This is a genomic window from Bacillus sp. JZ39 (assembly GCF_053903145.1).
This window is the reverse complement of sequence record NZ_CP096389.1, coordinates 2,709,666-2,720,992: the sequence shown is the minus strand read 5'-3', so window position 1 is coordinate 2,720,992 and position 11,327 is coordinate 2,709,666. Positions and strand designations below refer to the sequence as shown.

Below are 11,327 nucleotides of genomic sequence, written 5' to 3'. Positions count from 1 at the left end.
GAAGGGGTAACGCAGATGAAAAAAATGACTGTCTGTTTTCTTGTGCTCATGATGCTGCTGACATTAGTCATTGCCGGGTGTTCAGCAGAAAGATCATCCGGGAAGTCGGGTGAAACCGAGCTGACCTTTTGGACATTTAACGGGCTTCATGAGCAGTTCTATGTGGAAATGGTGAAGGAATGGAACAAAAAATATCCTGACCGCAAAATTAAGCTGAATACGGTCGTTTATCCATATGGACAAATGCACGATAACTTATCTATCTCCCTAATAGCGGGAGAAGGCGTTCCTGATATTGCAGATGTCGAATTGGCCCGTTTTTCAAACTTTTTGAAGGGCTCTGACATACCGCTTGCCGACTTGACTCCGCTGATTGAAAAGGATCGCGATAAATTCGTTGAGGCGCGGCTGACATTGTACAGCAAAAACGGCAAGCTTTACGGACTCGATACGCATGTAGGAACAACAGTCATGTTTTATAACATGGATGTTATGAAGAAAGCCGGCGTCAATCCTGACGATATTAAAACATGGGATGATTACCATAAAGCCGGACAGAAAGTGCGCAAAGTGACCGGGAAACCGATGGGAACGGTGGAAACAAATGATTCCGCAACGTTCTTATCTATGATTTCACAGCAAAACTCAGGCTATTTTGATAAAAACGGCAAGCTGATCCTCAATAATGACACCAACGTAAAAACACTTCAATATTTAAAAGACATGATCAATGATAAAACGATGATTCCTGCGCCGGGCGGCGGGCATCACAGTGAAGAATACTACGGCTTTATGAACCAAGGAGGAGCTGCTTCAGTCCTCATGCCGATTTGGTATATGGGAAGATTTATCGATTATATGCCTGATCTGAAAGGGAAGATTGCCATCAGACCGCTCCCGGCATGGAAAGAGGGGGGCGACCGCTCGGCAGGTTTGGGCGGTACGGCAACTGTTGTACCGAAGCAATCCAAGCATGTTGAGTTAGCAAAAGAGTTTTTGGCCTTTGCGAAGGGCTCTGAAGAAGGAAATAAAAAACTCTGGAGCGTACTCGGCTTTGACCCGCTTCGCTGGGATGTTTGGAGCTCCAAGGAATTGAAAGAGAAAAACAAATACACGGATTACTTCCAAAACGGAACAGGCATTTTTTCTGTGCTGCTCGATATCAAGGATGAAATCAATCCAATTTATTTACATGAGGATTTTGCCAAGGCTTCAGACCTTGTCAACAGAAGCGTATTGTTCGACGCGCTTAAATCTCAGCAAAAAACGCCTAAACAAGCCTTGGACAGAGCGGCAGGTGAACTGAAACAGAAATAGAATCCCATTCAAAAAGTGAAAGCGGGGAGGTTCTCATGAAACCTGTGAAAACGGGAACGGTTCATCCCGTTCCTTCAGCTGCGAAACAATCAGGCTGGCGAGATCTGTTTTATTCAAAAAAAGCGGCGCCCTATCTGTTTACAGCGCCATTCGTTTTATCCTTTCTCGTATTTTTTCTATACCCCATCATTAGTGTCTTCATCATGAGCTTCCAAAGAATTTTGCCGGGAGAGGTGTCCTTTGTCGGATTGTCTAATTATACAGCGCTAAACAACCCGACGTTCTATACCGCCCTTTGGAATACGCTGGAATACACCTTTTGGACGCTGATCGTGCTGATTCCTGTTCCATTGCTTCTGGCCATATTCCTGAATTCAAAGCTGGTCAAATTTAGAAATATATTTAAATCAGCATTATTTATCCCGGCATTGACCTCAACCATTGTCGCGGGGATCATTTTTCGGCTGATCTTCGGAGAAATGGAAACGTCTCTGGCCAATTCCATCCTACTTAAACTCGGCTTTTCACCTCAGAACTGGATGAACAATGAACATACCGGCATGTTTTTGATGGTGCTGCTTGCTTCATGGAGATGGATGGGAATCAACATCCTTTACTTTTTAGCCGGTTTGCAAAATGTGCCGAAAGAGCTGTACGAAGCCGCTGATATAGACGGCGCGAATACAATGAAAAAATTTCTGCACATCACGCTGCCGTTTCTCAAGCCTGTAACCGTATATGTGCTGACCATCAGCATCATCGGCGGCTTCAGGATGTTTGAGGAAAGCTACGTCCTTTGGCAGAATAATTCCCCGGGTAATATTGGTCTGACGCTTGTCGGATATTTGTATCAGCAGGGGCTTGCCTACAACGAAATGGGATACGGAGCGGCCATCGGCATTGTGCTTTTGATTGTGATCCTTGTTGTCAGCCTGATTTCATTAAAGCTGTCAGGCTCGTTTAAGGGGGAGGGATAAATGTTGCGGCACAGTCCTCAGTTTAGCGTTTATAGAATTGCGCTGACCCTGTTTTTTATGATGCTGAGCCTATTGTATCTTTTTCCGATTTTCTGTTTGCTTTTAGGATCATTAAAGCCGTCATCTGAGCTTTTGCGTGTGGGGCTGAATCTTGATATTGATCCAAAAGTGATGAGTTTTGATAACTACACATTTCTGTTTAATGGCGGCAGCATTTATTTCAAATGGTTTTTTAACAGTCTTGTACTCGGGCTTTTCACAACCGTGCTCACCCTGTTTTTTTCTTCGATGATCGGGTACGGGCTTGCGGTTTATGATTTTAAGGGCAGAAATATCATCTTTGTTCTTGTGCTGATTATTATGATGGTTCCGCTGGAAGTGATGATGCTTCCTCTGTTTAAGCTTACCGTCGGACTGCACTTGATCGATTCATATACGGGTGTCATATTGCCGTTTATCGTTTCACCTGTTGCCGTTTTCTTTTTCAGGCAATATGCCCTTGGCCTACCAAGAGATCTGCTGGACTCTGCAAGGATGGACGGCTGTACGGAATTCGGCATCTTTTTCAGGATTATGGCACCGCTGATGAAACCGGCTTTCGGCGCGATGATTATCCTCCAGTCCTTAAACAGCTGGAACAACTTCTTATGGCCGCTGATTGTGCTTCGGTCGAAAGAAATGTTTACGCTTCCAATAGGGCTGTCCAGCTTGCTGAGCCCTTATGGAAATAATTACGACATGCTTATATCCGGCTCAGTATTTGCGATTTTGCCGGTGATTATCATTTTCTTGTTTTTCCAAAAGTACTTTATCTCCGGCCTGACGGTAGGGGGAGTCAAAGGTTAATGAAGGAGGAAACGTGTGATGAAAAAAGCGCGAATGATTGTAGACAAAGAATATAAAATCGGTGAAGTAGATAAACGGATTTATGGCTCGTTTATCGAACATATGGGTCGTGCGGTATATGAAGGCATATACGAGCCTGATCACCCTGAAGCGGATGAAGATGGATTTAGAAAAGATGTCCAGTCGCTGATCAAAGAATTACAGGTTCCCATCATCCGCTATCCGGGCGGAAACTTTTTATCCGGATACAACTGGGAGGACGGTGTCGGACCAGTCGAAAACCGCCCGAGACGGCTTGACTTGGCATGGCAAACGACAGAAACCAATGAAGTGGGAACAAATGAATTTTTATCTTGGGCAAAAAAGGTGAACACTGAGGTCAATATGGCCGTCAACCTTGGCACAAGGGGCATAGATGCCGCTCGTAATCTCGTTGAATATTGCAACCATCCGAAAGGCTCTTACTGGAGTGATTTAAGAAGATCGCATGGCTATGAACAGCCGTATGGCATCAAAACATGGTGCTTAGGAAACGAAATGGATGGACCGTGGCAGATCGGCCACAAAACAGCTGATGAATACGGACGGCTTGCTGCAGAGACAGCAAAGGTCATGAAGTGGGTTGACCCATCAATTGAACTCGTTGCCTGCGGCAGCTCAAACAGCGGCATGCCGACCTTTATCGATTGGGAAGCGAAGGTGCTTGAGCATACGTATGAGCATGTCGACTATATCTCTCTTCACACTTACTACGGAAACCGGGATAACAATCTGCCAAACTACTTGGCACGTTCTATGGATTTGGATCATTTTATCAAATCAGTCGCTGCGACCTGTGACTATGTAAAAGCAAAAACACGCAGCAAGAAAACTATCAATCTTTCTCTGGATGAATGGAACGTATGGTACCACTCAAATGAGGCTGATAAAAAAGTCGAGCCGTGGATCACTGCGCGTCCGATTTTAGAGGATATTTACAATTTTGAAGATGCCTTATTAGTCGGCTCTCTGCTCATTACGATGCTGCAGCACGCAGACCGTGTGAAAATTGCGTGTCTTGCACAGCTTGTCAATGTCATCGCGCCGATCATGACGGAAAAAGGCGGAGAAGCATGGAGACAGCCGATTTTCTATCCATACATGCATGCTTCTGTTTATGGAAGGGGCGAGTCACTGAAACCGCTTATTTCTTCTCCGAAGTACGACTGTTCTGATTTCACTGATGTGCCATATGTTGATGCTGCTGTTGTGTACTCTGAAGAGGAAGAAACCCTCACTATTTTTGCGGTAAACAAGGCTGAGGATCAGATGGAGACGGAGATTTCGCTCAGAGGCTTTGAATCCTACCAAATCGCAGAGCACATCGTACTTGAGCATCAGGATATCAAAGCGACAAACCAGCATAACAGAAAAAATGTCGTTCCGCATTCCAACGGAACATCGTCTGTCAGCGAAAACGGCTTAACTGCTCATTTCACGCCGCTTTCCTGGAATGTGATCCGCCTGAAAAAACAGTCATAAGAGAAGCTAAGCCGGAGATTTCTCTCCGGCTTGTCTTTCAACTACCACGAGCCGGCCCGTTCAAGCCGGCTTTTTGTATAGGAAAAAATGACCGCTTTTCACCATGAAATTATGATATATTTATGAAAAACAGCAAAGGGGATGGGAGAAAATGAATGCGGTTACAATTGTGATAGCATCAATGTGTATTTTGGCTATTGCCTATCGTTTATACGGAACATTTATGATGGTGAAGGTTCTCAAAGTGAATGATGACAAGCCAACACCTGCTCATGCGCTTGAGGATGGGAAAGACTATGTGCCTACAAATAAATGGGTTTCGTTCGGCCACCACTTTGCCGCGATCGCAGCGGCCGGGCCGCTGGTCGGACCAATTCTGGCGGCGCAGTTTGGCTATTTGCCGGGATTATTGTGGCTGTTAATCGGGGCGGTAATTGGGGGAGCCGTCCATGATATTGTGGTGTTGTTTGCATCGATGCGCAAAAACGGAAAATCGCTGTCGGAAGTGGCAAAGGATGAGCTTGGCCCTGTTGCAGGATTTTGTACAGGCCTGTCCATGCTGTTTATCATCACGATCACAATGGCGGGTCTGTCGATGGTTGTCTTGCATGCGCTTGAACGTAATCCATGGGGAACATTTGCGGTAGGGATTACGATACCGATTGCGATGGGTGTGGGCTTATTTTATAAGAAAACGGGAAATTTAAAGCTCGCTTCAACGGTCGGCTTTCTCTTTTTAATGGCAGGAGTCTTTATCGGTCCATGGGTACAGACTACAGCGCTCGGTGACTTTTTAACACTAGATACGAAAACGCTTGCAATAGCGCTTCCTGTTTATGCGTTTTTTGCGGCTGCGCTTCCCGTTTGGCTGCTTCTTGCTCCGCGTGATTATTTAAGCAGCTTTATGAAAATCGGTGTTTTTATCGCTTTGATTGTTGGTGTGTTTGTCGTCAATCCGTCCATTCCGTTTCCTGCGTTTACAGAATTCGTAAAAGGCGGCGGGCCGGTGCTGGCAGGACCTGTCTGGCCGTTCATCTCAATAACCATCGCCTGCGGGGCGATCTCTGGGTTCCATGCCTTTGTCGGCTCAGGAACGACACCGAAAATGCTGAATAAATGGAGTGACATGAAGCCGGTTGCGTTTGGCGCAATGCTTGTTGAGTGTCTTGTCGGCATCATGGCGCTGATTGCAGCGACCGCTTTACAGCCTGCTGATTACTTTGCGATTAACAGCACGCCTGAGGTTTTCCGTACGCTTGGCATGAATGTCGTACATTTGCCTGAATTGAGCAGGGAAATCGGTTTGGACTTAGAAGGAAGAACAGGGGGAGCCGTCACGCTTGCGGTGGGAATGACTTATATTTTTACCGGAATGCCGTTTTTCAGCCATTTGGCCTCATACTTTTTCCAATTTGTCATTATGTTTGAAGCGGTCTTTATTTTAACAGCGATTGACGCCGGCACACGCGTCGCCCGTTATTTGATCCAGGATTTCTTCGGGGAGGTGTATAAGCCGCTGAAGAAAACAGACTGGATTCCGGGCTCTGTATTTGCCAGCGCGCTTGCCTGTTTGATGTGGGGGTACTTGCTGTATTCAGGAGATATCGGTTCCATTTGGGCGCTGTTCGGCGTTTCTAATCAGCTGATGGCTTCAGTGGGGCTGATTATCGGAGCGACCATCGTGCTGAAAATCGCTGATAAACGCCGATACATTCTGACTTGCCTTATCCCGCTTGCCTATTTATATGTCACTGTCAATTATGCGGGCTATTGGATGGTGCGCAATGTGTATCTCAATCCTGAAGCAGCAGGATATAGTGTATTGAATGGCGTATTATCTATCATCATGCTGGTGTTAGGCTTCATCATTATCGTGGCGGCTGTGAAAAAATGGGCGCAGATGTGGAAAGATCCGAGCTTAAGGATGGAAGCGTCTATACCGGGCTAGAAGGACTATTGAAAATGTTGAGGGGGTTTTCAATGAATCTATCAATGAAATATCTTATTCTATACGTATCGGACAGCAAGCGGGCTATTCATTTTTACCGGGATATTTTAGGACTGCCGATTCGTGTTGAACACGGCACTTATGTCGAATTTGATACAGGGTCTACGATATTGGCGCTTAATACGCGGGAAAGCGCCAGAGACATCACGGCGCTGGACATTCCGGATACATCTGCTTCAAACACATTTGAAATCGGGTTTGTTACTGAAAATGTAGAAGCGGTCATCAAAAGGATGAGAGAACAAGGCGTATCGATTATCGGGGAGCCGAAAGTGAAACCATGGGGGCAGACGGTCGCCTATATCGCTGATCCAGATGGACATTATATCGAAATTTGCAGTCCGATGGAATAACGCACAAAAGCCCAAAACAATGGTTGTTTTGGGCTTTCTCATAATGTTTTGTACCCGGCTGCTTCCAATAGCAGATCAGCCAGGTGAACAGCTCTGACTTTACCGCTTAGTCCTTCGCGTTCAATGCCGAGCTTCATCTGCAGCAGGCAGCCGGGATTTGCTGTTACAATGAGGATCGCTTCGGTTGCTTTGACGGCAGCCATTTTGCTGTCCAGTATTTTCATAGACATTTCAGCTTCGACGATGTTGTAAATTCCCGCTGACCCGCAGCAGCTGTCTGCTTTCTCCATTTCTTTGAATTCCGCCCCTTTGATGCTTTTAAGAAGCTGGCGGGGCTCGAGTGACGTATGCATCACATTTCTTAGATGACATGAATCTTGATAGGTAATGATCTGCGGCGTCTCGAGTGCTAGATCCATTTGATGGAAATCGAGCTCAACCAAAACGGACGAAAAATCTTTCAGCTTCTGAACAAACGCAGCAGCCCGTTCCGACCACTCAGGGTCATCCTTCAGCAAATGATCATATTCAGTGAGAAAGGCTCCGCATCCTCCTGCGTTTGTAATGACAGCATCCACGTCTAACGCTTCAAAAGCAGCGATATTTTGTTTCGCGAGCTCTTTCCCTGTGTTTTTTTCACCGCTGTGTCCATGAAGCGCCCCGCAGCAAGCCTGTTCAGGCGGAATGACAATGTCGCAGCCTGCCAGCTGTAAAAGCTTCAATGTGGCGTTGTTGGTCGGTAAAAACATTGTATCCATTAAGCAGCCCGAAAAAAAGGCGACCCGTTTTTTCATGGGACCAATGGACGGCAGGAAACGCGGCCGATGTTTCATGTCTTTGCTTTTTGGAACATCAGGAAGAACAGCTTCCATCGTCCGCAAATGCTCAGGCAGGACCCGAAGCATGCCTGATTTTCGCACAGCGGTTTGCAGTCCTGAACGCTGATACAAACCGATAAGGCTTACAGCTGAGCGCATGCGGTTTTGATGCGGAAACAGCTCGTGAAAAGCCGTCTTTCGCATGACACGTTCACCAAGCGAGTGTTTTTTATTTTGGTGGATAATATCTCTGGCTTCCTCAAGCAGCTGCCCGTATTTCACGCCAGACGGGCATACAGGCTCACAGGCGCGGCAGCCGAGGCAAAGTGACAGCGACCGTTCGACATCTTCATCCGGTTCAATCATACCGTCGGCTACGGCTTTCATTAAGGCGATGCGCCCGCGCGGAGAGTGTGTTTCCTGAAATCCCGATTCGATATAGGTCGGACAGGAAGGAAGACAGAAACCGCAGCGCATACAATTTAATAACTCGCCTTCATCCATACGCTCTTTAAATTCATTTTGGATCTGTTTCATTTCTTTTTCTGTTGTCATCTTTCCGTCACCACACGTTTTCTCGCATCTTTCGCAAACATTTTGCCGGGATTTAATATGTTCCGGGGGTCAAATGCCGCTTTCAACGCTTTCATCGCATCAATGCCTTCTTTTTTCAGCTTCATTTCCAAGTAAGGCGCTTTCATTTCCCCGACTCCGTGCTCTCCGGTTATCGTCCCGCCAAGTTCAATCGCTTTCTCAAAAATCTCGGCAAAAGCCTGTTCGACACGTTCCATTTCATCCTTATTTCTTATGTCTGTCGTGCATGTCGGGTGAAGGTTCCCGTCTCCCGCATGGCCAAAGGTGCAGATGGAAATATCATATTTAGCAGCAATATCATTAATCGCTTTAACCATATTGGCGATTTCTGAGCGAGGAACGGTCGCATCCTCTAAAATCGTCGTCGGTTTGAGGCGGGCTAGGGCAGAAAGTGCAGAACGCCGGGCTTCAGTCAGGGCAAACGCTTCCTCCTCTGTTTGTGCGGTCTGAACGGAAACGGCGTCGCCTTTTTTGCAGATCGCCTCAATCTTTTCCATATCCCGTTCAACAGTTTCAAATGGCCCGTCTTGTTCAATTAACAAAACTGCTTTTGCGCTTGTCGGAAGACCGATTTTGGCATAATCCTCAATCACCAAAAGTGTAGGCTGGTCGAGAAATTCAAGCGTGGCGGGTATGATTTTTGCGGCAATGATGTCTGATACCGTTTGAGCAGCGGCATCGATATTTTCATATAGGGCAAGCAGCGTCTTTTTTGTTTCAGGCTTTGGAACGAGCTTGACGATTGCCTCTGTCACAATGCCGAGTGTTCCTTCTGAGCCGACAAAAAGACGTGTGAGATCGTATCCGGCCACATCCTTTGCGAGTTTTCCGCCGGTGCGGATGATGTCACCATTTGCGAGCACAACCTCCAGTCCAATAACATAGTCGCGGGTGACGCCGTATTTTAATCCGCGGAGCCCGCCGGAGTTTTCATTGATGTTGCCGCCGATAGTTGAGATTTTCATAGAACTCGGATCGGGCGGATAAAACAAACCTTTGCTTTCAACTGCCTTGATCATATCCAGCGTAATAACGCCCGGCTGAACTGTGGCAGTTAAATTTTCTTCATCAATTTCAAGAATCCGGTTCATGTGCTTAAAGAGAAGCACAAGTCCGCCTTCAGTCGGGCACGTGCCGCCGCACAGGTTTGTCCCTGATCCTCTTGGAACGATCGGCACTCGATGTTCGCTGCAAATTGTTAAAATGCGTGCTACTTCATCAGTATTCCTCGGAGCAATCACGGCATCAGGCATAGACTGATACTGAGGCGTCGCATCATATGAATAGACGAGACGGCCGGCATTCGAGTCATCAAAGTTTTCTGGTCCGGAGACCCGAATCAGCTGTTCCTTTACATCCTTGGTGATCATTTCACCCATCCCCCTGTCAAAAAACGCTTTCAATCTATTGTAAAAGAAAAAAAGCAAAGCCTTCCATGGAGAAACATACAAAAAATGAAACTGAAACTCTCTCTATTTTGTATCTTGATCTAAAAAATAGAGGGCGACGTACATCGTGACGACGTCCTCGGTACGGTCAAAACGTAAACCCGTCAGCTGTTCAGCCTTAGACAGACGATAACGCAATGTATTGATGTGTATATGCATGTCTTCAGCGGTTTGTTTCAAAGACAAATCGTGATGAAAGAAAGTCCGTAACGTATTCATAAGTTCCTGATGCTCTAGCGCATCTCCTAATACTCTTTGCGGAAATTCGTTTCGGGTTCCCGGGCTGATCTCCGTCAGACACATATCAAGCTTCAGATCCTCTTCAAATATGGGCGTTTTTCGCTTAAGGCTGACAGCCAGCGCTTTTTCCGCTTGCTCGTATGACTCTGTCAGGCTGGAGCTTGCGACAGCTCTTCCGGCGCCAGCTGCTGTATATTGGCTGCTTGCGGTATTGGCAAACGAACAAATGTGAAGGATTTTCCGTAAAAGCCGATCCCTTTGTTCATGCTGCGGCACTTCATGATTAATCAAAATCCGTTCATTTCCCCACCTGATGAACAAATCCGCAGGGTACGATGATTTCCAGATGCGTGCCATTTTTTCAATATCATGACGTGACCACTCATACCCCTGAATAAGAATCATTTGGCGCCGGGAGGAAAGGTCAACACCAAGAAGTTGAGCTTTCTCAAGAAAACTGGGAGACCACTCCTTTAGTTGCAGCCAATCGATCATAAAGGACTCCAGCATTCTCTCACGCCACTGGGATTGCTCTAAATGCCGTGATTCCTTAATGAACAGCTCTGTCATTTTTCGAAGCAGTTCTCCGAATGGCTGAATCTCTGCAGGTTCACCTGTCAGCCCGAAGACGGCGATCACATCATGGTCAAAAAATACAGGGAGGTTTATGCCTGCTTTCACTCCTTTTAATCTTGTTTCATCTTCTTTTGTAATAATCACGCTGCGTCTTTCTTTTGCGCAGATAAGCGCTCCCTCATGAAATTGTCCGACACGCTCATCGTTTGTGCCTGCCATAATAAGACCGTCCGTGTTTACAATAATGACTTCACGTTCGTACATTTTTTTAACTTCAGCAATAATTTTTTTCGCTAATAACGGCTGTAAAAACATGGCGTTCCCCCTCATCATGTTTTTATTATATAAGAAAAAAACCGGGCGCTGTCACCCGGTTTCATGTCTTATTCGGCGGGTTTTAATCCGCCTTCAAGCGTTTTCAGCATTTCGTTTTTCTCACTTTCGGATGCGTGCTGCCAAATGACTTCGAATAAAACGCCGAGCCCTGGAAGCATTTTTTCTTCTCCGCTTTGAATCGCATCTACGATTGTATGCTCAAGCTGCTCCTGATTATTACCGGTGACATTGGAGATGACGGCATGACGTAAATTAAGATCCATGTAAAACGCTCCTTTTTCTAAAATGTAATA

Annotated in this window: 10 protein-coding genes and 1 pseudogene; 7 read left to right on the top strand and 4 right to left on the bottom strand. The window is 46.2% G+C overall.

The window, feature by feature from the left end; genetic code table 11:
* Positions 1–15 precede the first annotated feature (15 nt).
* The 7 genes and pseudogenes from M1D65_RS14000 to M1D65_RS13970 all read left to right on the top strand — a co-directional run bounded on the left by M1D65_RS14000 (position 16) and on the right by M1D65_RS13970 (position 7,022).
* Positions 16–1,317, top strand: coding sequence for an ABC transporter substrate-binding protein (locus M1D65_RS14000; protein WP_015714490.1), 1,302 nt, complete (start codon positions 16–18; stop codon positions 1,315–1,317).
* Positions 1,318–1,352: 35 nt separating this feature from the next.
* Positions 1,353–2,294 (top strand): carbohydrate ABC transporter permease, encoded by a 942-nt coding sequence (locus tag M1D65_RS13995; RefSeq protein ID WP_003229507.1) that lies wholly within the window; start codon positions 1,353–1,355, stop codon positions 2,292–2,294.
* Positions 2,295–3,140, top strand: a complete 846-nt coding sequence (gene araQ, locus M1D65_RS13990) for an arabinose ABC transporter permease AraQ (RefSeq protein ID WP_003229508.1) — start codon at positions 2,295–2,297, stop codon at positions 3,138–3,140. It abuts the gene before it with no gap.
* 18 nt (positions 3,141–3,158) lie between these two features.
* Complete coding sequence (abfA, locus tag M1D65_RS13985) at positions 3,159–4,661, top strand: alpha-L-arabinofuranosidase AbfA (protein ID WP_003222445.1); 1,503 nt, start codon at positions 3,159–3,161, stop codon at positions 4,659–4,661.
* 151 nt (positions 4,662–4,812) lie between these two features.
* Positions 4,813–6,609, top strand: coding sequence for a carbon starvation protein CstA (cstA, locus tag M1D65_RS13980; protein WP_014477607.1), 1,797 nt, complete (start codon positions 4,813–4,815; stop codon positions 6,607–6,609).
* Positions 6,552–6,739, top strand: a pseudogene (locus M1D65_RS13975) (hypothetical protein). The gene cstA and the pseudogene M1D65_RS13975 overlap by 58 nt, the downstream one beginning before the upstream one ends.
* On the top strand, positions 6,654–7,022 hold the full coding sequence (locus M1D65_RS13970; RefSeq protein ID WP_250620824.1) for a VOC family protein: 369 nt from the start codon (positions 6,654–6,656) through the stop codon (positions 7,020–7,022). Before M1D65_RS13975 ends, M1D65_RS13970 begins: the two are co-directional and overlap by 86 nt.
* 38 nt (positions 7,023–7,060) lie before the next feature.
* Here M1D65_RS13970 and M1D65_RS13965 read toward each other — a convergent pair whose 3' ends face one another.
* The 4 genes from M1D65_RS13965 to sspI all read right to left on the bottom strand — a co-directional run bounded on the left by M1D65_RS13965 (position 7,061) and on the right by sspI (position 11,297).
* The gene (locus M1D65_RS13965; protein WP_446014778.1) at positions 7,061–8,395 is read right to left on the bottom strand and encodes a (Fe-S)-binding protein; all 1,335 of its coding nucleotides are present in this window, start codon (positions 8,393–8,395) and stop codon (positions 7,061–7,063) included.
* A complete protein-coding gene (glcD, locus tag M1D65_RS13960) occupies positions 8,392–9,804 on the bottom strand; it encodes a glycolate oxidase subunit GlcD (RefSeq protein ID WP_085187338.1) in 1,413 nt (470 codons plus the stop codon). The genes M1D65_RS13965 and glcD overlap by 4 nt, the downstream gene beginning before the upstream one ends.
* 102 nt (positions 9,805–9,906) lie before the next feature.
* Positions 9,907–11,013, bottom strand: a complete 1,107-nt coding sequence (locus M1D65_RS13955) for a CdaR family transcriptional regulator (RefSeq protein WP_085187341.1) — start codon at positions 11,011–11,013, stop codon at positions 9,907–9,909.
* A 68-nt stretch (positions 11,014–11,081) separates the two neighbouring features.
* Complete coding sequence (sspI, locus tag M1D65_RS13950; RefSeq protein ID WP_021480275.1) at positions 11,082–11,297, bottom strand: small acid-soluble spore protein SspI; 216 nt, start codon at positions 11,295–11,297, stop codon at positions 11,082–11,084.
* Positions 11,298–11,327: the final 30 nt, after the last annotated feature.

Bases quoted from the DNA above. Each gene is read 5' to 3' on its own strand.
- M1D65_RS13995 (WP_003229507.1), top strand. From the start codon at position 1,353: ATGAAACCTGTGAAAACGGGAACGGTTCATCCCGTTCCTTCAGCTGCG.
- glcD (WP_085187338.1), bottom strand. From the start codon at position 9,804: ATGATCACCAAGGATGTAAAGGAACAGCTGATTCGGGTCTCCGGACCA.
- araQ (WP_003229508.1), top strand. From the start codon at position 2,295: ATGTTGCGGCACAGTCCTCAGTTTAGCGTTTATAGAATTGCGCTGACC.
- M1D65_RS13955 (WP_085187341.1), bottom strand. From the start codon at position 11,013: ATGTTTTTACAGCCGTTATTAGCGAAAAAAATTATTGCTGAAGTTAAA.
- M1D65_RS14000 (WP_015714490.1), top strand. From the start codon at position 16: ATGAAAAAAATGACTGTCTGTTTTCTTGTGCTCATGATGCTGCTGACA.
- cstA (WP_014477607.1), top strand. From the start codon at position 4,813: ATGAATGCGGTTACAATTGTGATAGCATCAATGTGTATTTTGGCTATT.
- M1D65_RS13965 (WP_446014778.1), bottom strand. From the start codon at position 8,395: ATGACAACAGAAAAAGAAATGAAACAGATCCAAAATGAATTTAAAGAG.
- abfA (WP_003222445.1), top strand. From the start codon at position 3,159: ATGAAAAAAGCGCGAATGATTGTAGACAAAGAATATAAAATCGGTGAA.
- sspI (WP_021480275.1), bottom strand. From the start codon at position 11,297: ATGGATCTTAATTTACGTCATGCCGTCATCTCCAATGTCACCGGTAAT.
- M1D65_RS13970 (WP_250620824.1), top strand. From the start codon at position 6,654: ATGAAATATCTTATTCTATACGTATCGGACAGCAAGCGGGCTATTCAT.